24 protein-coding genes are annotated in these 23,590 nt (G+C 65.0%); 9 read left to right on the top strand and 15 right to left on the bottom strand.

Translation table 11 applies throughout. The features are described 5' to 3' along the window. Positions 1 to 43 precede the first annotated feature (43 nt). Together W7S_RS00490 and W7S_RS00485 are read right to left on the bottom strand one after the other, a co-directional pair. Positions 44 to 475, bottom strand: a complete 432-nt coding sequence (locus W7S_RS00490) for an SgcJ/EcaC family oxidoreductase (RefSeq protein ID WP_009952089.1) — start codon at positions 473 to 475, stop codon at positions 44 to 46. After that, positions 472 to 1,860, bottom strand: coding sequence for an NAD(P)/FAD-dependent oxidoreductase (locus W7S_RS00485; RefSeq protein ID WP_014710775.1), 1,389 nt, complete (start codon positions 1,858 to 1,860; stop codon positions 472 to 474). Before W7S_RS00485 ends, W7S_RS00490 begins: the two co-directional genes overlap by 4 nt. Positions 1,861 to 2,369: 509 nt before the next feature. On the opposite strand from W7S_RS00485, the gene W7S_RS00480 reads away from it, so the two are divergent. Further along, positions 2,370 to 3,125, top strand: coding sequence for an alpha/beta fold hydrolase (locus W7S_RS00480; RefSeq protein ID WP_014710774.1), 756 nt, complete (start codon positions 2,370 to 2,372; stop codon positions 3,123 to 3,125). Here the strand turns inward: W7S_RS00480 and W7S_RS00475 are convergent. The 7 genes from W7S_RS00475 to W7S_RS00450 form a co-directional block, all read right to left on the bottom strand. After that, complete coding sequence (locus W7S_RS00475) at positions 3,122 to 3,799, bottom strand: Crp/Fnr family transcriptional regulator (protein ID WP_009952093.1); 678 nt, start codon at positions 3,797 to 3,799, stop codon at positions 3,122 to 3,124. The two genes, W7S_RS00480 and W7S_RS00475, sit on opposite strands and share 4 nt — an antisense overlap. A gap of 128 nt (positions 3,800 to 3,927) precedes the next feature. Next, positions 3,928 to 4,056: a hypothetical protein gene (locus W7S_RS27665; RefSeq protein WP_008262754.1), complete on the bottom strand. Its 129-nt coding sequence runs from the start codon at positions 4,054 to 4,056 to the stop codon at positions 3,928 to 3,930. Between the two features lie 126 nt (positions 4,057 to 4,182). Next, entirely contained in the window at positions 4,183 to 5,616 is a 1,434-nt protein-coding gene (locus tag W7S_RS00470; protein ID WP_009952095.1) for an FAD-binding oxidoreductase, read from the bottom strand. A 99-nt stretch (positions 5,617 to 5,715) separates the two neighbouring features. Next, a complete protein-coding gene (locus W7S_RS00465; protein ID WP_050989362.1) occupies positions 5,716 to 6,426 on the bottom strand; it encodes an SDR family oxidoreductase in 711 nt (236 codons plus the stop codon). 23 nt (positions 6,427 to 6,449) lie between these two features. Continuing rightward, positions 6,450 to 6,725 carry a hypothetical protein gene (locus W7S_RS00460; RefSeq protein ID WP_014383609.1) on the bottom strand — a complete coding sequence of 92 codons (276 nt, stop codon included), beginning with the start codon at positions 6,723 to 6,725 and terminating at the stop codon, positions 6,450 to 6,452. Between the two features lie 132 nt (positions 6,726 to 6,857). Beyond that, a complete protein-coding gene (locus W7S_RS00455) occupies positions 6,858 to 7,055 on the bottom strand; it encodes a hypothetical protein (protein WP_014710772.1) in 198 nt (65 codons plus the stop codon). A gap of 571 nt (positions 7,056 to 7,626) precedes the next feature. After that, entirely contained in the window at positions 7,627 to 8,049 is a 423-nt protein-coding gene (locus W7S_RS00450) for an Hsp20/alpha crystallin family protein (protein ID WP_014710771.1), read from the bottom strand. Between W7S_RS00450 and W7S_RS25745 the strand changes: the two genes are divergently transcribed. Next, complete coding sequence (locus W7S_RS25745; RefSeq protein WP_014710770.1) at positions 8,048 to 8,230, top strand: hypothetical protein; 183 nt, start codon at positions 8,048 to 8,050, stop codon at positions 8,228 to 8,230. The two genes, W7S_RS00450 and W7S_RS25745, sit on opposite strands and share 2 nt — an antisense overlap. 127 nt (positions 8,231 to 8,357) lie before the next feature. Beyond that, positions 8,358 to 8,987 (top strand): TetR/AcrR family transcriptional regulator, encoded by a 630-nt coding sequence (locus W7S_RS00445; protein WP_008262744.1) that lies wholly within the window; start codon positions 8,358 to 8,360, stop codon positions 8,985 to 8,987. Positions 8,988 to 9,069: 82 nt separating this feature from the next. Here the strand turns inward: W7S_RS00445 and W7S_RS00440 are convergent, their stop codons facing one another. Genes W7S_RS00440 through W7S_RS00430 form a run of 3 tightly spaced genes read right to left on the bottom strand, consistent with a single transcriptional unit; the run spans position 9,070 to position 11,938 of the window. Next, entirely contained in the window at positions 9,070 to 9,933 is an 864-nt protein-coding gene (locus W7S_RS00440) for an SDR family NAD(P)-dependent oxidoreductase (RefSeq protein ID WP_014710769.1), read from the bottom strand. Positions 9,934 to 9,955: 22 nt separating this feature from the next. Next, the gene (locus tag W7S_RS00435; RefSeq protein ID WP_014381584.1) at positions 9,956 to 11,143 is read right to left on the bottom strand and encodes a cytochrome P450; all 1,188 of its coding nucleotides are present in this window, start codon (positions 11,141 to 11,143) and stop codon (positions 9,956 to 9,958) included. 51 nt (positions 11,144 to 11,194) lie between these two features. Then, on the bottom strand, positions 11,195 to 11,938 hold the full coding sequence (locus W7S_RS00430) for an SDR family NAD(P)-dependent oxidoreductase (protein WP_009952105.1): 744 nt from the start codon (positions 11,936 to 11,938) through the stop codon (positions 11,195 to 11,197). Positions 11,939 to 12,087: 149 nt separating this feature from the next. Here W7S_RS00430 and W7S_RS00425 point away from each other — a divergent pair, with 149 nt between their 5' ends. Continuing rightward, entirely contained in the window at positions 12,088 to 12,858 is a 771-nt protein-coding gene (locus W7S_RS00425) for an SDR family NAD(P)-dependent oxidoreductase (RefSeq protein ID WP_014383605.1), read from the top strand. A gap of 82 nt (positions 12,859 to 12,940) precedes the next feature. On the opposite strand, the gene W7S_RS00420 is transcribed toward W7S_RS00425, so the two are convergent. Next, positions 12,941 to 13,498 carry a nuclear transport factor 2 family protein gene (locus W7S_RS00420; RefSeq protein WP_014381582.1) on the bottom strand — a complete coding sequence of 186 codons (558 nt, stop codon included), beginning with the start codon at positions 13,496 to 13,498 and terminating at the stop codon, positions 12,941 to 12,943. A gap of 292 nt (positions 13,499 to 13,790) precedes the next feature. Between W7S_RS00420 and W7S_RS00415 the strand changes: the two genes are divergently transcribed. Both W7S_RS00415 and W7S_RS00410 read left to right on the top strand, forming a co-directional pair. After that, complete coding sequence (locus W7S_RS00415; RefSeq protein WP_009952109.1) at positions 13,791 to 14,705, top strand: MBL fold metallo-hydrolase; 915 nt, start codon at positions 13,791 to 13,793, stop codon at positions 14,703 to 14,705. Between the two features lie 84 nt (positions 14,706 to 14,789). Then, entirely contained in the window at positions 14,790 to 15,419 is a 630-nt protein-coding gene (locus W7S_RS00410) for a hypothetical protein (protein WP_008262709.1), read from the top strand. A 354-nt stretch (positions 15,420 to 15,773) separates the two neighbouring features. Here W7S_RS00410 and W7S_RS00405 read toward each other — a convergent pair whose 3' ends face one another. Next, the gene (locus W7S_RS00405; RefSeq protein ID WP_009952110.1) at positions 15,774 to 15,977 is read right to left on the bottom strand and encodes a cold-shock protein; all 204 of its coding nucleotides are present in this window, start codon (positions 15,975 to 15,977) and stop codon (positions 15,774 to 15,776) included. Positions 15,978 to 16,427: 450 nt separating this feature from the next. On the opposite strand from W7S_RS00405, the gene W7S_RS00400 reads away from it, so the two are divergent. The 3 genes from W7S_RS00400 to W7S_RS00390 are packed head-to-tail and all read left to right on the top strand — an operon-like array spanning position 16,428 to position 20,427. Beyond that, complete coding sequence (locus W7S_RS00400) at positions 16,428 to 16,850, top strand: MmpS family transport accessory protein (RefSeq protein WP_014383602.1); 423 nt, start codon at positions 16,428 to 16,430, stop codon at positions 16,848 to 16,850. Beyond that, positions 16,847 to 19,732: an RND family transporter gene (locus W7S_RS00395; RefSeq protein ID WP_014710767.1), complete on the top strand. Its 2,886-nt coding sequence runs from the start codon at positions 16,847 to 16,849 to the stop codon at positions 19,730 to 19,732. The genes W7S_RS00400 and W7S_RS00395 overlap by 4 nt, the downstream gene beginning before the upstream one ends. A gap of 5 nt (positions 19,733 to 19,737) precedes the next feature. Continuing rightward, on the top strand, positions 19,738 to 20,427 hold the full coding sequence (locus W7S_RS00390) for a TetR/AcrR family transcriptional regulator (RefSeq protein ID WP_014381579.1): 690 nt from the start codon (positions 19,738 to 19,740) through the stop codon (positions 20,425 to 20,427). A gap of 27 nt (positions 20,428 to 20,454) precedes the next feature. Here the strand turns inward: W7S_RS00390 and W7S_RS00385 are convergent, their stop codons facing one another. Continuing rightward, positions 20,455 to 23,541 carry a replicative DNA helicase gene (locus W7S_RS00385; protein ID WP_014710766.1) on the bottom strand — a complete coding sequence of 1,029 codons (3,087 nt, stop codon included), beginning with the start codon at positions 23,539 to 23,541 and terminating at the stop codon, positions 20,455 to 20,457. Positions 23,542 to 23,590 lie beyond the last annotated feature (49 nt).

Genomic DNA, 23,590 nt, shown 5'->3' with positions numbered 1-23,590 from the left:
GACCACAGAAGGCTAGCCGCACGACGGCCGATGGTCGCGGCCTTCAGGAAAAGAACCTGGCCATAAGGGCTTCTGCGAACGGGCGATGCGTGGTGTTTTGCGAAGACGCGAGCAACCAGCGCCCGTCGGTCCGCACGGCGACACTGGTGTTCACCCGGGCATTGCGCCGGTTGCGTCGCCGCCTCACCACCGTCGCGTTCGCGTGAATCAGCGCCACGTCGGGTGTGAGAAACCGGAGCTGGGCGACGTCGATCCGTAGCCGGGTGCCCTTGAGGAGCTTGCGGAACAGCGGGGCGTACGACGCCGCAATCGCGTCGCGGCCCGTATGGTGGGCGCCCAGAAAGGTGACGTAGTCCGCATCCGCGGTGAAGACACTGGCGTAGGCGTCGGGATCGCCTGCCGCCCAACCCCTTACCTGCTGATCGATCAGCCCGCGGATCGCGTCTTCGTCGGCCCGCCGCTCACCGGTCGTCACAATGCCTCCCGCAATCGATGGTGTCGATGCTGCTGCGCCCGTCGGAATCGTTGCCGCAAGTTGGCTCGAAGGACGCGAAGCAACAACGTGGGGTCCTGCAGCCGCACCGGTGGGTCGACGAGGTGAGTGACCCGCAGCAGGCGTTCGGTGACCGCGGTGTCGTCGCCGGCGGCGTTCAGCATCGCCCCGACCAGACGGCCCCGCAGCCACCGTTGCAGGGAAGGCTTGCGGTTCGACGACCGGTTGCGGTCGTTGGCCTGATTCATCGCCCATGTCGGCCGGATGCCGCGTGCCGCCATGAGGAAGAAGCGCTGGGCCAAGTCGGCGTCGCCGCCGCGTAGGCAGTCACGCAGTGCCAGCGCTTGCTGCGCCGCCATTGTCATGCCTTGCCCGTACACCGGGTTAGGGCTGCAGAGCGCATCGCCGATGACGAGCAGTCCGCGGGGGAGTCTCGTCATGTGGTCGTAGCGCCGCCAAACCGCCGCGGGATTGCGGAAGGTGGCAATGTCCGCGAGCGGGTGCGCGCGGTGTAGCCCGTCCATGATTTCCGGGGGCAATGCACCCTCGGCCAGCGCAAGCATGGTGGCGAAATCGGGTGGCGCCCCGCCCGTGTCGATGGTGCGGGCGACCGCGAACATCCAGGTGTCGTTCTCGCAGGCCAGCAGCAGCCCGCCGGGCTTGCCACGGAGCCCGAGGTTGAACACGACCATCTGCTCGTTGATGCATCCGTTAGGGATGCTCAGCAGTTGGCTGGAATAGCCCAGCATGGCGGTGGAGCGCGTCTCGGGCGGGCGTCCGTAGCCCATCCCCTCTAAAAACGCCGGGGTGCGGGCGGACCGGCCCATCGCGTCGACGACCAGATCGGCGGCCAGGTCCCCCGGCGTGCCGTTGTCGTGCTGCACTATTCGCACGCCGGCAATGGCATTTGCCTCGGTGAGCGGCTCGATCACCTCATGGCCCTCGAGAAACCGCACGTTGGGCAGATTCGCGACGCGTCGATGCACATGGGACTCCACAAAAGGTCGCGTCGCCAGGCACAACGTCACCGCCGTGGGACCGGTCAACGTGCCCGCACGTTGGAGCTCGTAGCGGCCCGCCCGCACATAAAGCCGCGACAAGTCGCCGTCGTCGATGACAACCGCACCGGCGGCGCCCAGCTCGTCAATCAGCCCGGGAAACAGTTCGGCGAGCACCTGCGTGCCGCGGCTCAGGAAATTGTGGATGTGACGCCCTTGTGGCACACCCTTCCGGTGAATGGGAAGGCCGAGAGTCTTGTCACGCTCGATGACGCACACCGAGTCGTAGACATCCGAAAGTACCCGCGCGGCAAGCAGACCCGCGATCCCCGCACCTAGCACAACGGCGTGCTCACGCGAGGCGTTCACGGCACAGGCCTGTGAACAGAGGAGCCCACACGGTTTGTGGTGTGACCCATGCCGCAGCAGCATACCGCAAATCTAAGGTTATGGTAAGAATATTAAGGCGATGATAATACGGCTTCCGCCACGGCCGACCGGCGGGATCCGTGGAGATCGCAGTCCCTCCCGGACAACGGCACGCACCTCAACACGGTGAAAGTTGGATCTATGCACAGCTTTTGGGACATGGGTGGCCCTCCTGGCGTCCATTCCGATGATTCGCTGCCACCCACAGGGCCGCCGTGGATGCGCGAGCATGCTTTCGAAATTGTTCCGCTGCAGTTAAAGTGGGGCGTCGGCGCGGCTGACCTGCATCACGAATAGGGAGGGTCAAACTGTTCTCCCGTTCGCGCCAGCTACCCGTTACACCGGCGTGGTTCACTGCCGCACTCGATCAACAGCCCGAGCACGGCGAGGTCGATGTCGACGGCTGCCGTATCCACCTACGCATTTGGGGTGCCGCCGACCAGCCGCCGGTGGTGCTGATCCAAGGCGGCGGAGCCCACTCCGGTTGGTGGGACCACATCGCGCCGTTCATTTCCCGTACCCACCGGGTGATTGCGCTGGATCTGTCCGGCCATGGCGACAGCGGGTCGCGCGCCAACTATGACCTGCGGATCTGGGCGAGCGAAGTGATGGCCGCCGCGTCCGCCGCGGGCCCCGCCGGGAGGCCGACCATCGTCGGCCACAGCATGGGCGGTTGGGTCGCATCCACAACGGCGATGCACCACAGCCGGCAGATCAACAGCATGTTGGTGATCGATTCGCCGCTGTGGGAGCGTGCGCCGGAGGAAGAACGCCTACGCCGGCACAAACACACCGAATATCGGACGAAAGACGAGATCCTGGCCCGGTTTACGGCCGTGCCGTCGCAGGAGTTGATCCTCCCCTATGTCCGCCGGCATATCGCGGCGGAGTCGGTACGCAAGTCCGACGGGGGCTGGGTTTGGAAATTCGATCCGGCGATTTACGGCGGTGAGTATCTCGATCCGACGCCCGCTGACGAGGAATCGCTGGAGAGCATGCTCGCCGCGATGCGCTGCCGCGTAGGGTATTTGCGTTGCGAGGCCGGATTGGTGCCGCCCGCCATGGCCGAACGGATTCGCTCCCTCCTGCAGCTGAGGGGCCCGTTTGTCGAGCTGGCCGAAGCCGGTCATCACCCGATGCTGGACCAGCCGCTTCCCCTGGTCGCGACGCTACGGACGCTGCTGGAATTCTGGTCGATCACCTAGGCCCGTGCGCGGCGGGCCAGCTTCGCGGGCTGGTCGATGATCAGGGCCTTGCCCTGCTGCCGGATCCAGCCGCGCTGGGTGAAATCCGATAGCGCCTTGTTGACCGTTTCGCGCGAGGAACCGACGAGTTGAGCGAGCTCCTTTTGCGTGAGGTGATGCTCGACGCGCACCGGTCCCCCGCTGTTGGTACCGAAACGCATTGCCAGATCGAGGATTTGCTTGGCGACCCGGGCGGGCACATCGGTGAAGATCAAGTCGCACAGCGTGTTGTTGGTGTGCCGGAGCCGACGCGCCAGCACCCGTAGCAGCTGCTCCGCGATTTCGGGGCGTTCGGCCATCCATGTTCGCAGGGCGTGGCGGTCCATCCTGACGGTCTCCACCTCGGTCAGCGTGATCACCGTCGAGGTTCGCGGGCCCGGATCGAACAGTGCGAGCTCGCCGAACACGTCGCCGGGGCCCAGCACCGCGAAGACGGTTTCACGGCCGTCGGCGGTCTGATGACGGATCTTCACCGAACCCGCCAAGATCACGAAGAGGTCGTCGCCCGCCTCGCCCTCGACGAAGACGGTGCGCCTGCGCGGGAAGGAGACGTGCTGCAGGTGGCGGGCCAACGCGGCGACCGCGTCGGGTGCAATTCCCTGGAAGATGCCGGCTCGCGCCAAAATGTCGTCCACGCCGCCCCTTTCAACGCGTTCCGCACGGCGTTTGCGCGCACTAGGCGCTACTCCGGGTTGGGGGCGTCTTGGCTCGCGTCCTCGACTTTACACGAGGGTTAAATTCCGTAACGCAGCAGGTCGGGCGGCTAGGCGGCCGGCGTCGTGGCGGTCGACGCGGTGGTGACTTCGGAGTAGACGTTGCCGCACGCATCGCAACGGACCTGATACTCGAGCTTGTCGTCGCGCTCTAGAAAGCTGTACTGCGCCCATGCCATGCATCGCGGGCACCGTGCGCGACCGTGTTCCACTGCCATTCACCAAACCCCTCATTCGCACAGATGCAGTGGAAGTACCCCGTGCAAAGCTGGTCTAATCACCGACTTGCGGGCCCTGCCCGCCGCCTAGTAATTCAGCCCGGAGAACATCACCCGGCCGGGATCATACTTTTGCCGCACCGCGCTCAGCCGAGACAGGTTCGGGCCGAAATAGCGCGCCGGCGACTGGCCGGCCTCGATGTAGTTCACGTAGCCGCCGACCGAATACTGTTGCACCGCTTGGTGTGCCGTGCCGAGCCAATTCGTCGCGGCCGCAGGATCGCCGGTTTCGACGTACCACTGCACCAGCGCCGACTGCCGGCGCCAGGGAAAGGCCGTCGCCCCCGGCGCCACGGTGGCAAGGGCGCCGTCGAGCGCGTGCATGATCGCCAACATGCGCCCGGCGCCGCGGGGAAAGGCGTTGACCGCCGCGGCGATCCCCTGCGCGACGCCCGCGTTGACGGTGGCGAAGACGTCGGATCCGCCGACGTAGCCGAGCGGTGACGGGTTGAGGTTCCCGACCGCCAGGTAGTTCACCAGGTCCATGTAGTTGAAGGTGTGGTTCTCGGTGCCGGAGGGCTGCATTCCGACCGCCTGGGTGATGGCCGCCGCCGTGCTGTTGCCGGATCCGGCCGGGGAGGTCGCCATGATTCGGCAATGCGTGCCCGTCGCGTCGACGGTGGCGTCGGCCAGCGCCCAGCTGTTTCGGTCCGCGGTGCGCAGCCAGTTCTGCCATCCGACGAGGACCTGGGCGAACGACTCCGGCGGGAAGTTGAGGTTGACGACGTCGACGTCCTTGGTGGGGAACGTCGCGAAGGTCAGCGAGGTCGTCACACCGAAGTTGCCGCCACCGCCGCCGCGCAGCGCCCAGAACAGGTCGGGGTTGCTGGCCGCGGATGCGGTGACCGCCTGGCCGTTGGGCAGCACGACCGACGCCGATGTCAGCTGGTCGCAGAGCAGACCCGCGTGCCGGGACTGGGCACCCAGGCCGCCGCCCAGCGCGTGCCCCGCGGCGCCGACCGATGGGCAGGTGCCCGTCGGGACGCCCCGGCCGGCCGCGGCAAGCGTCCGGTGCATCGTGTAGAGGCTGGTGGCCGGCGTCACCGTGACCTGCCCCGTGGCCGCGTCGTAGTTGGCGTCCCCGGGCAGTTGGCGCAGATCGAGCACCATGGTCCCGTTGGCGGTCGACGCTCCGATGTAGGAGTGCCCGCCACTGCGCGGAGCGACCTTGAGGTTGTGGGCGGCGGCGAACGCCATCGCCTTCTGCACGTCGGCCGCCGACGTGGGGGTGACGACGGCCGCCGGCGTGGACCCGTTGTAGTTGGTGTTGAAAACCTGTTTGGCACTGGCGAATTGGGGGCTGTCCGGGAGCAGCACCTTGCCGCCGAGCGCGGTGGAAAGGCCTTCCCACCCGGACGGCCTGGGATCGGCGAAAGCACGGGGTGAGCCGAGCACCGCCCCCGCGGCTAGCGCCCCGACGGCGCCCCGCAGAAACGTCTGCCGTGAGATCTCACGCGCCAACGTCGGGCTCCCGCGACTGCCTCATGTCCCGAATTGTCGGCCACGAGAACCGTGGCGGCGCATGACATGTCGACGGTTGACCGAAACGTGCCCCAACCGTTATCCGGCGCCCTTGCCGTTGTCGACGCGATAGACGGCGCCGTGGATGGCCGCGGCGGCGTCGCTGGCAAGGAAGGCGATCACGTTGGCGACGTCGAGCGGCTGCATCATGCCGCGTGGGGAGGCCGTGCGCATGATCAGGTCGTAGTTCGGATTGTCCGGGGCGCTGAACTGTTCGATTTGGGGTGTGAGCATCCCGCCCGGGCACACGGCGTTGACGCGCAGGCGATCCGCCGTGTATTCGACGGCCAGCGCGCGGGTAAGGCCAATCAGCCCATGCTTGGCGGCGCAGTAGCCGGCCGAGTACGCCTGGCCCTCGACACCGGCGATCGAGCTGACGTTGACGATGTTTCCGCCTCGCTCCAGCAGGCGGGGCAGCGCGGCCCGGCAGAGAAAGAAGGGGCCGTTCAGGTTGACGGCGACATCCTGCTCCCAGTCGGCGTCGGACATCGACTCCGTGCGGCGCATCTGGTGTTTGCCGGCGACGTTGACGAGAATGTCTAAGCCGCCGAATTCGTTGACGCACTGCTCGACCGCGTCCCTGCAGGCCCGGGGCGAAGCGATGTCCACCGATGCGTGGCGGCCGCGTTCCACGTCGGCGAAGACGCCGGCCAGGCGTCCGGCGTCGCGACCGATGCCGAAAACCGTTGCGCCACCTTGTCCTGCAGCGCAGCCATGCCAGCTCTCTTCCTTCGTCGCGGCGAGTTCGATGCGGCGTGCATGCTTCGGGCAGGCTAGTAGGACCGCATCCGCACGACGCTACCCCGCAGAAGGTCAAGTGGGGCAACCGGTCTCGATCTTCGCCCACTCGCGAACATCCGCTCGAGCTGCAGGCTCTGCCGAAGTCGGCGTGCCGTGACCACCGCGACCAGGTTGATCGCCAGCTTGCCCAGCGCGATCCTGCTGGTGCGCTTCTTCCAGCTCGGCCGCGTGGGACGCGCACGGCGGCCGACGTAGTAGCCGATGCACGTCGCTGTCGTGAGCGCGCAGATCGCCGCGATTACCGTCACGTGATGAGCGTCCTTCGTCACGGTCGCGGGAGGGTCACGCGCCGGCCACACTCCGGCCAACAAGTCTCAGGCCAGGTCGTGAGGCACGGAACCTGCCGATTCAAACAAGCTGGACCTCAACGCAATGCGATATCAGTCGATGTCGGCGCCGCCCGACATCGAGATCAGGACGCGGCGGTCACCACCGAGATGGGGATATTCGTCGTCGGGCAGGGGTACCGACAGTTGCTGTTCTGCCCAGTCGGCGGGGTCGGCCTCCACTGGCAAAAAGCTGTCCCGCGCACCGAAGTATCTGCGCGCACGGCTGTTGAGCATGGCTGGTTCGATCACGGTTACCCTCCTTCGCGACTGATGAATAACCCCGACTGTCAACATGTTTGGCTTTGTGAGGGTGGGCCGCCCGCCCCCGGACGAGTCGCCTGGCTATGGCAGTGGCCGAACCTCATCCGTGCAGGATCGAGGTAGTGCCCACGGAGTTGCCCGGGCGCGGCGGACTGGCCCATTCATCCTCGTTGTGATCTCATCACCTGCCTTTCTCCATCCTGGTGTTACCGGGCTTGGCCGACGGTCGCCGCGGAGGGCTGCGCTGCACGGCGCGCACATTGGGCGCGGGCGCGCGCCATGGCGGTGCGCATACCTCCCAGGACCGACCAGGTGACCGGGGCCCAAGCAGGGCGCACCCGGCCACTGGTGGCGCCGGTGGCCGACGAAGCAGGGTGACTGACGCCGCGCACAAGATGGCGTCGACCTCGGCAATCAGGACCGCCACCTCCGGATCATCGGCCAGCAAGAGCCCCGTCTGCCGGCCTGCTGATCCCTCGGCGTCGGTGCCGGGCGCCGCTGTCCCGGTGCCGCAGTGCGTCATCACCAACTCACGTTCTGTCAGCATGGCACCGGCCCATCAGGCGCTGATTGCGGTCTGCTGCCTATCCCCGCGGTTGACCGCGATCTTGCGTGGCTTGGCCTTCTCGGCCACAGGGATACGTAACCGCAGTACCCCGGCGTCGTAACACGCGTCGATATGTTCGGTGTCGAGATTGTCGCCGAGCACCAGTTGCCGACTGAACACCCCACGCGGCCGTTCGGTTGCCAGCATCTCCCGGCTTGGATCGACGTCGGGGCGCTCGGCGCGCACCGTCACCACATTGCGCTCGATGTCGAGGTCCAGCGACTGCTCATCGATTCCCGGCAGATCGAATTCGACCACGAACTGCTCGCCGTCGCGCCAGGCATCCATCGGCATCGCGGCAGGACGTGCCGCGGTGCCCGATAGCTGCTGAGTGAAGCGGTCGAGGTCACGAAACGGATCGCTACGAACCAACATGGTCGTCACCTCCAACACTCCCATCTGGTGTCTGTTCGCATCGGTTATCTATGCCTTGCGGCATAGTTTTTATATAGCTCGGGTCGGCGATCTTGGCAAGGGCCTGGCGAAGATTTTCGGCGGCCAGTTGTCGAGAGATGTTGCCGGCCACCGCATGCAGCGGGAGATCGGGTTGACGTGACCGGGCGACGGCGCCCCCCCTTCGGCGCAAGACCCCCGCGCCACAATCTCAGAATCGCCCGGCACTGTACGCCTGTACAGCGTGCCACCGGTGTCACAATACAACGAACCGGCTGAACGAGGAGAACATGGCAGCATCCGCGCGGCGTGTGGGCGCCGAGACGTCCAAGACCCGGGACACCCTGCTCGACCATGTCGAGAAAATGATGCTCGACGAGGGATACGCGAGCGTGACCTACCGCGCCCTGGCCTCGGCCGCCGGGGTCACGCCCAGCCTGGTCCAGTACTACTTCCCGACACTCGACGACATTTTTCTCTCGGCGATCCGCCGCTATTCCGAACGCAGCCGACGGCTCCTCGACAAAGTGCTCGAATCGCGCCCCGATGATCCACTCCGCGCATTGTGGGAGTTCAGCCGTACCGAGGCATCGGGCGCGTTGATGACGGAATTCATGGCTCTGGGCAACCACCGCAAATCCATCCAGGCCGAGATCGCCGCGGTGACCCAGGCCAACCGCAAACGTCAGGTCGATGCGCTCGTCGCCAAATTCGGCAAGAGCGCACGCCCGGGTGGACACTTCTCGCTACCCGCCCTGCAACTGCTGATCTCCGGGCTGCCCAAGTTCCTTAACCTCGAAGAGGGCATCGGCGTCAAGACCGCCCACAAGGAAGTCACCAACGCCTTCGAGAAGTACCTGGACTCGATCGAACCGGCCCCAGCGCCGAAACGTAAGACCGCCCAACGGCGTTCACCGTAGCGTTCAGGGCGGACTTCTCCAGGGAAGCCGGATCGAATCAGGGCGCAGCGCAACTGCATAGCGACACCGCGGTGCCGCTCGGCTAGCGCATCACGTGCGCACACTGGGTGTGTGGATGGACGTCAAACAGGTCGCGGTAGGAGGGTGGTTGCCGGCCGTCTTCATCGTGGATGCCGTACTTGACGGCCAGTTCCGCGCCGATGAGCGTCTGGCCGCTGAGTTCGATGCATTGGTGGTCGTTGTAGAGCGCCCAGATCACATGTCCGGTGAGCTCGGGTGTTTCGGCGCTGTCGAGGATGTGCCCGAATTTCTCGGGGTTGCTGGCGATGATGGCGCGGACGCGGTCGGTGAGCAGCGATCCCATCCAGATCGATACCGCCGTGATCCCAGTGTCTTTGAAGTCGACGGCCATGTCGGCGGCCATCTTGTCGACGGCGGCTTTCGGCACTCCGTAGGCGGGTCCGAAGGCATAGTGCACCGAGCCCGACGAGGAGGTGAAGGCCACCAGGCCGCGTCGCTGCGGGAGCATCAGGGGTGCGGCATAGACGGTGGCGACGTAGCTGCTGCGCACGCCGACATCCAGGGTGTCGATGACATTGAGCGGCTCTTCCCAGAACTTGGTGCGCCCCATCATTTCGTCGCGGATGAGGGCGGCGTTGTTCACCAGGATGTCGATGCGGCCCTGTTCCTGCTCGATCCGGGTGAACAGCGCCTTGACCTGTTCGTCGTCGCCGTGATCGACACGCACGGCGATGCCCTGTCCCCCTGCGGCGCTGACCATTTCGGCCGTCCGGTGGATGGTGCCGGGCAGGGCGGCGTCGCCGGCGTTCTCGCTGCGGCCGGTGACGTACACGGTGGCGCCGTGCTGTCCGAGGGCGTGGGCTATGCCGGCTCCGGCGCCGCGGCTGGCTCCGGTCACGACGGCCACGCACGGTGCGGACGACATGAGAGTTCTCCTGTCTGTCGGGTCAGCCGACGATCGCGGGCATGGAGTCCCAGCCCCGGACGGTCGAAGTGCGCGAACGACGCGCGTTGTCCATGTCGATGGTCCACTCGGGAAATCGCTTGAGCACCTCCTCGAGCGCGACGCGGCCCTCGAGGCGGGCCAGTGGTGAGCCGACGCAGAAGTGGGCGCCGCGACCGAAGGTGAGGTGTCCGCCAGGCTTACGGCGGATGTCGAACCGGTCGGGGTCCTCGAAGTGCCGTTCGTCGCGATTGGCCGAGGCGAGCATCAGCAGTATCGCGCTGCCGGCCGGCACGATCTGCTCCTGGAACGCGACATCCTCGGTCGCGACGTAGCGCGCGACGTGCGGCCCGGGCGGCTCGAAGCGCAGCAGTTCCTCGATCGCCGTCGGGATCAGGGAGTGGTCTTCGGCGAGTTCCTTGCGTTGGTCGGGGTGTTCGGCCAGGACCTTGCCCATCCACCCGAACAGCCGACCGGTGGTCTCGACGCCGGCGCCGGCGACGACGGCGAGGAAGATGACCAGCTCTTGCTTGGTCAACTTGCGCGTGGTTCCGGTTTCGTCGTCGAATTCGACGTTCAGCAGCTCGGTGATCAGGTCCTCGGACGGGTGCTTCTCGCGCCACTCGACGTATTCGCCGAACATCTCGCCGGTGAAGTAGTGCTCCTTGTCGACGTGCATAGGCTTGCCGGCTTCGTTGCGCAGCACCGCGTTGGCGTGGGCGCGCACCGCGGGCTGCTCGGAATCCGGGATGCCGGCGAGCATCCCGATCGTTTTCATAGGGAGTTCGGCCCCGAGGTCCTGGACGAAGTCGAAGCGTTCACCGCCAACCAGCGGATCGAGGCAGGCGGTGCAGAACGCGCGCACCTTGTCCTCGATGGCGCGCATCTTCTTCGGTGTGAATGCGCGCGACACGATGGCGCGGTGGATGGTGTGCACCGGGGGATCTTCATTGATGAAGACGCCTGCCGGGATCATCGGATCTGTCAGCACGACTTCGAGGATGTCGCCCTTGGCCGAGCTCAGGCGAGTGGTGTCCTTGAGCCCCGCGTCGACGTCGGCGTAGCGGCTGATGCCCCAGAAGTTGTGCCGCTCGTTGTAATAGAGCGGGGATTCGTCGCGAAGCCGGCGATACGTCGGGTAGGGGTCGAGGTCGATCTCGACATCCCAGGGATCGTAGTACAGGTCGTCCATCTGCTGCCTCCAAAGTTATTGCCGAGCGGCGCGATTCGTTTGGCATTCGGCCTAGATGACGGCACCGCCGTTGACGCCGATCACCTGGCCGGTGATGTAGCCCGCGGCGTCGGTGCACAGGTAGGAGCACAATCCGGCGACGTCCTCGGGCGAGCCCAGGTGGCCGGCGGGAATCGCCCGCGTCAGGTACTCGGTCGGCGGCAGCTTTTCCAGCCGCTGTTGTTCGCGCAGCATCGGGGTGTCGATCGCGAATGGCGGAATGGTGTTGGCGGTGACGCCTTTTCCGGCGTAGTCCCGCGCGACGGTCTTCGTCAACGCGATCACCCCGCCCTTGGTGGCCGAGTAATGGCCCTGACGTGGCGCGCCCTGTTGGCCGGCCGCCGACGAGATGGTGACGATGCGCCCCCATCCGGCGGGGACCATGTCCGCGAGGCCGGCCTGCAGGCTCAGGAAGGTGCCGGTCAGGTTCACCGCGAGGAACCGATTCCACTCCGCCAGGGTGATCTGGTCGAACCGCGTGAACCCGCCGATGGCCGCGCTGGTCACCAGGATCTCGACGGGCCCGAACTGTGCTCGCACCGTGTCGAACGCGGCGTGAACCGACGCTTCCTCCGATACGTCGACACCGGCCGCGACGGCTTTGCCTCCCGCCTCGTGGATTTCGGCGACGACCTGGGTGGCTGCCTCCTCGTTCAGATCAAGGACGGCCACCCGGTGCCCGTCGGCAGCGAGCATCGTGCAGATCGACCGACCCAAGCCCGATCCGCCGCCGGTCACCACCGCCACTCGGCTCATCTCAGACACGCTCCTTGCCGCACCGACATTGGGTGTGTGCTGTACGAATGTACAGCGATACGTACGCCGTAGACAAGGCGGCCGCATTTCGCTGATGTTGTACAGTCGTATTGCGTCTGTTGCCGGTCGCGACGATGGGAAGTGGTGTTGTGGACGACAGGTTCTCGATGCAGGGGCGGGTTGCCGTCATCACCGGCGGCGGCACTGGGATCGGCCGGGCTTCGGCACTGGTCCTGGCCGAATACGGCGCCGACGTCGTGCTCGCCGGACGGCGGGAGGAGCCGCTGAAGGCCACGGCCGCCGAGATCGAGGTACTGGGACGGCGGGCACTGGCCGTGCCGACCGACGTGACCGATGCCGCGGCGTGCCAGTCCCTCGTCGATACGACGCTGGCCGAATTTGGCCACCTGGATGTGCTTTTGAACAATGCCGGTGGCGGTGAGACCAAATCCCTGATGAAGTGGACCGACGACGAGTGGCATCGGGTGCTGGACCTGAACCTGTCCAGTGCGTGGTATCTGTCGCGCGCGGCCGCCAAGCCGATGATCGCCGCGGGCAAGGGCGCCATCGTCAACATCTCGTCCGGCGCCGGCCTGTTGGCCATGCCCCAGGCGCCGGTGTATGCCGCCGCGAAGGCCGGGCTGAACAACCTCACCGGCTCGATGGCCGCGGCCTGGACCCGCAAGGGCGTGCGGGTCAACTGCATCGCCTGCGGCGCCATCCGCACGCCCGGCCTAGAAGCCGACGCAGAGCGTCAGGGCTTCGACGTCAACGTGATCGGACAGACCAACGCCTCGGGTCGCGTTGCCGAGCCGGATGAGATTGGCTACGGGGTACTGTTTTTCGCTTCCGATGCGTCCAGTTACTGCTCGGGCCAGACGCTGTACATGCACGGCGGGCCCGGCCCCGCAGGTGTCTGAGACACAGGCGAGACGCGAGGTCTGCTGGGGTTGTAACCACAGACCGGATTCCAACCGAGGCGATCTACCTCGTCGCTGAGGTTCACCACCGTTCGGCGGGGACGTCTTCGATCGTCAGCGGACGGGCGTAGGAGGGATCGGTGCGGTCCCACTTGCCCTTGATGAAGCCCTTGACGGCGCCCGATGCCATCGCCGAGGAATCGCCGCTCATCATCCACTCGAGGGTGCAGCGGCGCAGCGCGATCTTCCAGACCCCGTCGCGGCGCTCGAGGCGATCGAGGTAACGGCCGCCCATCAGCGACACGATCTTGCCGCCCTTGGCCCGCATCGCCCCGATGACATAGCTCTCCGCATGGGCTTCGTCGCCATTGATCTCACAGGTGTGGGTGGTGATGTTGTGCAGGTGGTCCTCGAAGACCATGCTGTGCGCGTTGTTGGCCCAATCCCCGTATTCGGGGCCGAGTTTCACGGTCGGGCCGTGTTCGTCCACGCCGTCCTCGAAATAGACGCTGCCCATCAGTTCCGTGTCGTGGCGGTCATGCCCACGGGACTGGTTCATCACGCAGTCGAGGATGGCGGTGCGATCCTCGAGGTACTGCACCCGCTGCTGCAGTTGCTTGAGCTCGTCGCCGTTGGTCATGACGGTCCTTCCGCTGAAGTAATGGCTTCGCTGTACATCTGTATAGCACACCGTGGGGTCGACCTCATCAAGGCGGGCGTGTTCGTTCAGGACGGCTGGCCTCGTTGTGATCAACCTGCGAGAGGCCGCGTGTTCGACTACGCACGCCGGGACACGGACTACGCACTTTCAAGGGCGCGAAGGACTGCCTGGACACGCGAAGCTCATGCCGTGCGACCCGGACCGGCATGAATTTTCCACCATTCCTCGCCGGCCCGTTCGGGTCCGCCCTTCAACTATCGAGGAGACGAAGATGAGCCTGGCGCACGCCTCAGACGCCCGGATGGCCCCGGCGGACGAGTTGGTGCCGTCGCGCTACGCGGTGCGGGTCGGCGAGATTGACGTGCTGGTGATCAGCGATGGGGTGCTACCGATAACCACCTCGACGTTGGCCACCAACGCCGCCCCCGCCGAGCTGGCAGGCTGGCTGGGCGATAACTTCCTGCCGCCTGAGGTGGTCGACTGGCCGCTGAACGTGGTCGTGGTGCGTAGTGGTGACCGGACCATCCTGGTCGACGCCGGGCTGGGGCTGGAGTTCCCGGACTTCCCGCGGGCGGGGCAAACGGCGAAGCGACTGGAGGCCGCGGGTGTCGATCTGGCATCCGTGACCGACGTGGTGCTCACCCACCTGCACATGGATCACGTGGGCGGGCTGCTCACCGAAGGGCTGAAGGACCGGTTGCGTCCGGACCTGCGGATCCACGTGGCGGCCGCAGAAGCCGATTTCTGGGAGGCACCCGACTTCTCCCACACCACCATGCCGGAGCCGATACCGGACGTGCTTCGCTCGGTCGCCTCGCGATTCCTGGACGAGTACCGCGACCGGCTCCGGACGTTCGAGACGGACTACGAGGTGGCGGCGGGCGTGTTCGTCACCCGCACCGGTGGTCACACCCCCGGGCACAGTGTGGTCCGCCTGGCTTCGGGCGGCGACCGGCTGACATTCGCGGGTGACGCCGTGTTTCAGGTCGGATTCGAAAACCCCGAGTGGCACAACGGATTCGAGCACGACCCCGAGGAGGCGGCCCGCGTTCGGGTGCGTCTCCTGCGGGAGTTGGCCTCGACAGGCGAGTCGCTGGTGGCCACCCACTTGCCGTTCCCGTCAGTGTGCCGGGTCGCGGTCGCCGGCAACGTCTTTCGGTGCGTACCGACCGTCTGGGATTACTGACCGCTCCCGGGTGGTCGCGCCATTGTCGCTGCCGGACTAGGCTATCGCGGTAGCGTCGGCCGACACACGAAGGAGGCGCTCGCATTGACCGACATCATCAACGACGCTTTCTCCCGCCGGGTGTTCATGCGGGGCGCCGCGTTATCGGTGCCCGTCGTGGGCGCCGCGCTCGTCGTACCCGCCGCGTTGGCCGAGCCTTCGGAGTGCAGCGATCCATCCGGCATGGTCGGCAACTGCGCGGTGCAGCTACCCCAGGAATTCACCTCGACGAGTTTCAGCACAACGGCCATCGCCGGAGGTACGAACTACTCGATTCTGTTCAGCACCAAGATCCCGAGAGGCCCGCTCGTACCTTCGGGCGCCACCGGTTACCGCATCCGCAGCGGCAGTGTGTCGGGCACGAAGCAGGACGGAACCCCGTTCCGCCTGACACCAGGGATCGGCGAGGTGGGACCACGGGTCCTCGGAGCACGTTCGGCGTCATCCCTCGGCTTCGCGCTGGATGTGCCGTGGAATGCCGACCAGCTCGTGCGTTCGTTCCTGTACGCCTACGAAGTCGAGTTCTTGACCGGGCTGACCGGAATTCAGACCTGCCCGTACACGACCACCATGACGCTCGCGGACAACGGGATGACCCTCGGCGGTGTCGGCTCGGTGACGTTTTCCCAGCCGAGGCTTACCGATTGTGGCGAGGCACCACCGCCTCCAGAGTGAACCAGTCGCACAGCTTCCGTCGCTATCCCGCTGCTCGGGTTTCGGAATCAGGGATGGTCCTACCCTTGACGAACTTCCACCGCTCAACCAGTGCGTCGCCGAAAACATCGTTCTGCCAATAGAATTCGATGGACATTAGTACTTCGAGTATGATATGACCCGGCTGTTCGCGATTGAGGCCAGGATTGGGGCCGGCACCTATGGGGTGCAATTGGTCGGCGCGCCCCACCGCGGCATGGGCCGCAAATACGTCGCGCAGCTTGTCGACCGAGCCGCGGGGCCCGCGGCACCGGCCGTAAACGATCTGTGGGCCGACAAGGGTAATCCCTTGCCGGCCCACAGATTACGTAAAGATCAGACCGCGGTCACTCCGGTGGCCTGGGGGCCCTTGGCGCCCTGTCCTACCTCGAACTGAACCCGCTGATTCTCCTCCAGTGAGCGGTAGCCACCGCCCTGGATCTCGGAGTAGTGGACGAAGACGTCCGCACTGCCGTCATCGGGGGCGATGAAGCCGAAGCCCTTTTCGCCGTTGAACCATTTCACGGTTCCTTGCGTCATATCTCTTGTACTTCTTTCGTTTACTTTCGCGAATGCAGAACACATTCGCCCTTCAGCCTACCCCACAATTGGAGTCCCTGAATCCGTCTTCTACGGCGGCGCCGCGCCGGGGGCACCCACCGGACGAGATTTACGCGTCGATCATCACCGTAGGTTGCCAACCTGCGTGGCGGTGGACGACTCCTTTACGCGCCGCTCGACGCGATGCCAATCGACCGGCTACGGCGTGAAGGCCATGCGATCACGGCTCCGTTGCGCACACAGCTCGCCACCCCGTCAACGCCCCCCGGGTCGGTTGGCGTGGTTGACGCGACGGTGTTAGCGTAGCCACCGTCGCTGACTCGGAACCCGAGTTTCGCTTCGGTTGGCAGCCATCTTCTCGCGTCAACCGGGCTGTCCGGCGTCTGACTGAACGCAACGAAAGCTGGGGGAACGCACGCGGTGTTTCGAGTGTTGAGACGGTTCTGGATCCCGCTGCTGCTGGTGGTGGTCGTGGCACTAGGCGCGTACGCGATCACCCGCATCCGGGAGTCCACCGGGCATCACGGCCCGAATCTGGCGGAGGGATCCGGAATTACCGCGAACTTCAATCCGAAGCACATCCGGTACGAGGTCACCGGGGCGGGTGGGACCGCGAATCTCAACTACCTCGATGAGAACGGACAACCCCATCTCATCGAAAACGCCCCGCTGCCCTGGTCTTTCACGATCGTGACGACGCTGCCGTCGATGTCGGCCAACATCCTGGCCCAGGGCGATCGGGGCACCCACGATCTTCGGTGTCAGGTGACCGTCGACGGTCAGGTGCGTGACAGCAGGACGAGCACCGACGCCATCAAACCGTTCATCTACTGCTTGGTGAAATCCGTATGAGCAACTTGCACACGAAGCCGCACCGCCCGTTCGTTGGTCGGATGGTCCGGATCTTCTCGGTACCGATCATCGTGTTCTGGGTGCTCGTCGCGGTGGGCCTGGGCATCTTGACCCCGTCGCTCGATGCCGTCGCGGCGACGCGTTCAGTGCCTATCAGCCCCACCAATTCGGATTCGTATCGGGCGATGCTGCACATCGGCAAGGTGTTTCAGCAGTACGATTCCGACTCCACAGCGATGGTCGTGCTGGAGGGCAAGGACAAGCTCGGCGACGCGGCGCACAAGTTCTACGACAAGATCGTCGCCAAGCTGGAAGCCGATCATCAGCACGTGCAGAACGTCCAGGACTTCTGGAGTGATCCGCTGACCGCGGCGGGCTCTCAGAGCGTGGACGGCAAATCCGCCTACGTGCAGATCTTCCTCAATGGCCCCCAGGGCACGACGCCCAGCCACGAGTCGGTGGCAGCCGTGCGTGACATCGTTGCGTCGGTACCAGCGCCTCCGGGTATCAAGGCCCATGTCGCCGGTAATACCGTGCTCAATGCCGACACCAGCGTGGCAGGGCACCAAAGCATGGCGATCATGGAGCTGGTGTCGGTCGGCGTCATCATTGTGATGCTTCTGATCGTCTACCGCTCCGTCGTGACGATGCTGGTTTCCATGGTCATCATCGGCCTGGAACTATTTGCCGCACAGGGCATTACGGCCACGGCGGGCAACCTGAACATCATCGGCTTGACGCCGTACGCGGTGAGCATGGTGACCATGCTGGCCTTGGCCGCCGGGACAGATTACGTAATCTTCCTACTCGGGCGATATCACGAGGAGAGATCGAAAGGCCTCGATTCCGAAGAGGCGTTCTATGTCGCCTACAGCGGTGTCTCGCATGTCATCCTGGGTTCCGGGCTGACCATCGTCGGTGCCTGCTTGTGCCTCACCATGACCACGCTGCCCTACTTCCAGACCATGGGTCTGCCCTGCGCGATCGCAGTTGGGGTGATCATCGCCGCAGCCCTGACGCTGGCGCCGGCGATCCTGACGGTGGCATCGAAGTTCGGTCTGCTCGACCCCAAGCACAACGTGGTCTCCTCGCCGGGTTGGCGCAAGGTCGGCACCTCCGTGGTTCGCTGGCCCATCCCGATCGTCCTGGTGACCTGCGTGATCGCCGTCGTGGGTTTCGTCGCCCTGATGACGTATGTGCCGCAGTACAACGACCAGAAGTTCACCCCCGCCGATATGCCCGCCAACGAGGCCATGGGCGTCGCGGACCGGCATTTCTCCCAGGCCCGCATGAACCCCGAGCTGTTGATGCTCGAGGCCGATCACGATCTGCGTACCCCCGCGGACATGCTCGTGATCGAAAAGGTCGCCAAGAATGTCTTTCGCATGCGGGGCATCGATCGGGTGCAGACCATCACCCGCCCGCTGGGCGCACCGATCGAGCACAGCTCGATCCCCTTCCTGCTTGGTGCGCAAAACGCCGGCACCCTGCAGGCCGCGAAGTTCAACAACGACAACTCGGCGCAGATGCTCGAACAGGCCGACGAGATGAGCCGGACCATCGCCAACATGCAACGCATGTACACCATCACCAAGGAGATGACCGAAACCACGCACAGCATGGTTGGCAGGACGCACGAGATGGTGGACACCACCAACGAATTGCGGCAAAGCCTCGCCGATTTCGAGGATTTCTTCAGACCCATTCGCAGCTACTTCTACTGGGAAAAGCACTGCTACGACATCCCGATCTGCTTTTCACTGCGGTCAGTCTTCGACACCCTGGACGGAATCGACGCCCTCGCCGACCAAATACAAGGCCTCACCACCGATTTGGATCGGTTGGATCATTTGCTGCCGCAGATGTTGCCGGTGCTGCAGAACACCATCACCTCGATGACAAAGATGCGCGACTTCATGATCGCGACCCATAGCACCCAGGCCGGCACCCAGGCCCAGCAGCAGGAGCTGGCCAAAGGCGCGACGGAGATCGGCCTGTACTTCGACCAGGCCAAGAATGACGACTTGTTCTATCTGCCACCGGACGTGTTCGACAATCCCGACTTCAAACGTGGCATGAAGATGTTCATGTCACCCGACGGCAAGGCAGTCCGGATGATCATCACCCACCAGGGCGACCCGGCCTCGGTGGAGGGTATCGACCATGTGCGGGGCCTCAAAGGTGTTGTCGCAGATGCCCTCAAGGGCACCCCGCTGAGTAATGCCAAGGTCTCACTCGCCGGCACGGCATCGCTGTATGCCGACATGCAGGACGGCGTCGTCACCGACCTCATGATTGCGATCATCGCGGCGATGATCCTGATTTTTGCGATCATGCTGCTGATCACGCGCAGTGTGGTGGCCGCCCTGGTGATCGTCTGCACCGTCGCCGCATCCTTGGGTACCGCGTGTGGTTTGTCGGTGCTGCTCTGGCAGGACATCCTGGGGCTGGGCGTGCAGTGGATCGTGATCCCGTTGTCGATGGTGATCCTGCTGGCAGTGGGTTCGGACTACAATCTGCTCGTGGTCTCGCGCTTCAGGGAAGAGCTACACGCCGGGCTCAACACGGGCATCATCCGTGGCATCGGGGCGACCGGACGCGTCGTCACCGCGGCCGGCCTGGTATTCGCCTTCACCATGATGGCGATGATCGTGTCCGACCTGCGCGTGGTCGGTCAGCTCGGCATGACCATCGGCATCGGCCTGGTGGTCGATACGTTGATCGTGCGGGCGTTCATGACCCCCTCGATTGCCGCCGCGCTGGGCCGCTGGTTCTGGTGGCCGCTCAACACCTTTGAGATCACCAGGCATGGCCGTGGCGGACCCGAGCCAACTCCGGTCGACGACGACAACACTGCGCCCCTTGCGACAGCGAGGGCGTGAGAGCCGTGACCGAGTCTGGCAAGCTGGCGGCGGGGTTGGTCGCCGCGGCGGAATGCTTGTCAGACACGGAATCAAAACTGCGCCAACGTACCCAAGGCCGGCTCGATCGATCCCGCGATCCCGCGATCCTCGACGCCGCGCTGGCCGCATTAGCCGAAAACGGTTACAACGACACCAATATGAACGATATCGCCGCGCGAGCGGGTGTTGGTAAAGCGGCGATATACCGCCGCTGGGCGTCGAAGGCCGCGTTGATGACCGATGCGCTTGTGTATTGGCGGCCCGACCTCATCGACGACGATGCCCCGGACACCGGCAGCCTTGCCGGTGACTTCGACGCGGTGGTTGAACGTGTGGCGCGCGCCGATGACGACCTGATCTCCAGCGATCTGGTGCTGCGAGTGGCAATGGAGGCGATGCACGATCAGCAGCTCGCATCGGCCCTCGACGAGTTGATGCTGCTCAAGGGCAGGCGCGTGGTGACGGCCATCCTCCGACAGGCCGCCGCCCGCGGCGAGGTCGCACCCGACGGGGACTGGACCCTTATCGCCGACACCTTGACGGGAATGGGGCTGATGCGGGTCATCAGCGGTCAAACCGTCGACGCGAAGTTCGTCCGCAGAGTCATCGACACGCTCATCCTGCCTGCCGTCTGCGCGGCGAGCACCAAGGATGGTGGCGGGAGCGCAAAGTAGCGCCGGTTCGACCAACGACGTCGGACGTCACCGCGCCATGTTGGCGAAGCGCGAGAGGTGCAACTGGTGCGCAACGGTCACCGTCTTGGTCGGGCCGTTACGGTGTTTGGCGAGAATGAAATCCGCCTCTCCCCCGCGCGGATCGTCCCTTTCGAATGCGTCCGGCCGGTTCAACAGGATCACCATGTCCGCATCCTGCTCCAGCGAGTTGTGCACGCTGATGCTGTTGGCGACGAAATTATGTGTGCCGCTGACGGTCCCGTCGTAGACGTCTTGTTCTCCAAGACTCGTAATCTCTACAACTGTGTCCCAATACACGTCGCTTGTTGCCAACGCATGAATTTCACGGTCGTCGATTAATGCCGCAGCACGATGCAGCCTGGACCGGCTCGGCGAGTGCTTCCACATCGTCGATCCGCAGAACTGTAATGCCATCGCCGAGGCGAACTGGCGATGGGTTATCTCCCTGTCAGCCAGAACATTCCGCACGCGCTTCCAGACCTCTCGGGGCGCAGTGTCCAGGTTTGGATTCCGCACCAAGCCGTCCAGGTGAGCCAGGACCTGCTGCGCGGCCACCGCTTTCGCACCGTGCACTCCGACATGCCGAAGGAACTTGGCTTGATTCTGCGCCCCGTAGATGTGCAGGTGCCATGAGTCGCGGTAACCAACCTTTTGTGCACGCTTGATCCGCGCGAATACACCCACCCGCAACAGCAATTGCGCTACATCGTCAATGAGCCGTCGGCTGGTTGACGCATAGAAGATCCGCCCTTGACCAACCTTGGCGTCCCACCTAACCGAGCCATCGGTCGCCCACAGGTGACGCAGGAACAACGCCACCTGGTCGTTGGGTGCACGGAAAACAGCTTCCGGCACATGCTTCTCGTGACTGCGCTTTCCGAACAGGCCTAATCCGTCGAGCCACGCCGCGATGGGGTTGCGCCTACCACGCGCTAAGCGATCCGGCGCCGGCAACCGCAACGTTGTGACTCGCGCCGCGGGATACTCGTCTCGAACCGCCTTCACACCAAAATGCGCGGCCGAGCAGGTCACCGCGACCAGGTTCGCCTCGTCGACGGACGCATACCGGATAGGTTGCCTTTTCACACATGAACCATCGCCGATCATGTGCGCGAGCAAAATTACTTCCGCGTCATCCATTCGCTGGGTATCGATGGGCTCCGGAACCCGCCGGGGCGCGGCGATACGATCACCAATCTGCAATCGCTCCAATGGAGTCCAGCCATCAAGTTTCATGAAGGGGTGGTTCCCCGTGGCCTCCACTTCACGTCCGGAGGCCAGCCGCAGCCGAAATACCTCTTTCCGGCCGCTTGGGAACACGTTGATCATCGGGCGGGCAACCATGCGCAGCCGCTCGTCCAGAGACCACACCATGGGGCGCTCGCCGGTCCGCATGAGCTCACCGAATGTGACCTCGACACCGGTGTCGGCGCGCAAGACTCGCGTCGAGGCGGTCAGACACCCCGACTCACGGAGATCGGACAGCATCGGCTTCTTGTCGGTGCGCTGCTCGGGACCACGATTGAGCTGGCTGATCGCGACGACGGGAACCTCGAGCTCCTTGGCCAAGAGCTTGAGGTGGCGCGAGAATTCGGACACCTCGAGCTGTCGCGACTCGACCTTCTTTCCCGACGACATCAGCTGCAGATAGTCGACCACGACCAGGCGCAGGTCAGCTTTCTGCCGCAGCCGGCGCGCTTTGGCGCGGATCTCCATCATGGTCAGGTTCGGCGAGTCGTCGATATACAGTGGGGCCTCACTGATTTCGCTCATCCGCCGCGCCAGACGCGTCCAGTCCTCGTCGCTCATCCGGCCCGAACGCATATCCGCGAGCTTGATTTTCGCCTCCGCCGACAGCAATCGCATGACGATCTCGGACTTGCTCATCTCCAGGGAGAAGATGACGCTGGCCATCCGGTGCTTGATCGAACACGACCGCAAAAAGTCCAGCCCTAGCGTCGAATTGTGCGTCGGCACCATCCCGCGACCCGCCAGGTACAGGTGCGCGGGATTGTCCACCTCGACGCAGCGGACCGGCACGCTGGCCACTCGGCGTGCCGACTCGATCTGTACTACCGGAACGAGCAGCCCGGTGGCGGACCGCTGTTCGGCGTACCCACCGGCGGACCCCGCTACGACGATTCTGTCCGCACCGGAGCGCAATTGTGCCGACGTGCGAATGCCACCAGAGGTCGGCCACTGATGCGCGGCGTCGGCGACGATCACCGTCCCGTCGGAGAATTCCACCTCGTAGCACGGCCGTCCCAGCATCACGTCGGTGGCGGCCACCACCCGCGTCGGCGTCCCGTCGGCGCCAAGCAGCTCATCACCGACCGCGACATCACCCATCGTCGTCCACCCGGTCGGCGTGGGCAGCGGCGTATCCAATGCCAGGGCCTTCCCCACGCCAGGCCTGGCCGCCACGATGATCATCTGCCCGGCGTGCAGACCGTTGGTCACCTCGTCGAGTTCGGTGAAACCCGTCGGCACGCCGCGCGCCACACCGCCGTTCGACGCGATCGCGTCGATCTCGTCCATCGTCGGCTGGAGCAGATCCTCGAGCGGAACGAAATCCTCCGTCGTCCGCCGGTCGGCGACCTCGTAGATCTCGGCCTGCGCGCGGTCGACCACCTCGGCCACATCGGCACCCTCGGCGCCCGCGTAGCCGTACTGCACCACGCGGGTGCCGGCCTCGACCAGGCGCCGCAGTAGCGCCTTCTCGGCGACGATGGTCGCGTAGTAGCCCGCGTTCGCGGCGGTGGGCACCGTCGAGATCAGTGTGTGCAGATACGGCGCGCCGCCGATCCGGCGCAGCAGGTTGCGGCGGTCCAATTCCGCGGCGACCGTGACGGCGTCGGCCGGCTCACCGCGCCCGTACAGGTCCAGGATCGCGTCGTAGACGTTCTGGTGCGCGGGGCGGTAGAAGTCCCCGGGCCGCAGCCGCTCGAGCACGTCGGCGATGGCGTCCTTGCTCAGCAGCATGCCGCCGAGCACGGCCTGTTCGGCCGCGAGGTCCTGCGGTGGCTGACGTCCGAAGTCCTCGCTGGGCGACGACGCATCCATGCCCGACGTCAGATCATCGACGACCGCCATGGATCCCCTTCTCCCGTGCTCCACTCATACGAACATACATTCGATAGCC

Origin of the sequence: Mycobacterium sp. MOTT36Y, from assembly GCF_000262165.1 — a bacterium.
Lineage (GTDB): Bacteria > Actinomycetota > Actinomycetes > Mycobacteriales > Mycobacteriaceae > Mycobacterium > Mycobacterium intracellulare.
This window is presented reverse-complemented; position numbering and strand designations above follow the sequence as displayed.

Bases quoted from the DNA above. Each gene is read 5' to 3' on its own strand.
- W7S_RS27665 (WP_008262754.1), bottom strand. From the start codon at position 4,056: ATGGCATGGGCGCAGTACAGCTTTCTAGAGCGCGACGACAAGCTCGAG.
- W7S_RS25745 (WP_014710770.1), top strand. From the start codon at position 8,048: ATGGTCGTCACCTCCAACACTCCCATCTGGTGTCTGTTCGCATCGGTT.
- W7S_RS00450 (WP_014710771.1), bottom strand. From the start codon at position 8,049: ATGTTGGTTCGTAGCGATCCGTTTCGTGACCTCGACCGCTTCACTCAG.
- W7S_RS00445 (WP_008262744.1), top strand. From the start codon at position 8,358: ATGGCAGCATCCGCGCGGCGTGTGGGCGCCGAGACGTCCAAGACCCGG.
- W7S_RS00440 (WP_014710769.1), bottom strand. From the start codon at position 9,933: ATGTCGTCCGCACCGTGCGTGGCCGTCGTGACCGGAGCCAGCCGCGGC.
- W7S_RS00435 (WP_014381584.1), bottom strand. From the start codon at position 11,143: ATGGACGACCTGTACTACGATCCCTGGGATGTCGAGATCGACCTCGAC.
- W7S_RS00430 (WP_009952105.1), bottom strand. From the start codon at position 11,938: ATGAGCCGAGTGGCGGTGGTGACCGGCGGCGGATCGGGCTTGGGTCGG.
- W7S_RS00420 (WP_014381582.1), bottom strand. From the start codon at position 13,498: ATGACCAACGGCGACGAGCTCAAGCAACTGCAGCAGCGGGTGCAGTAC.
- W7S_RS00415 (WP_009952109.1), top strand. From the start codon at position 13,791: ATGAGCCTGGCGCACGCCTCAGACGCCCGGATGGCCCCGGCGGACGAG.
- W7S_RS00405 (WP_009952110.1), bottom strand. From the start codon at position 15,977: ATGACGCAAGGAACCGTGAAATGGTTCAACGGCGAAAAGGGCTTCGGC.
- W7S_RS00395 (WP_014710767.1), top strand. From the start codon at position 16,847: ATGAGCAACTTGCACACGAAGCCGCACCGCCCGTTCGTTGGTCGGATG.
- W7S_RS00385 (WP_014710766.1), bottom strand. From the start codon at position 23,541: ATGGCGGTCGTCGATGATCTGACGTCGGGCATGGATGCGTCGTCGCCC.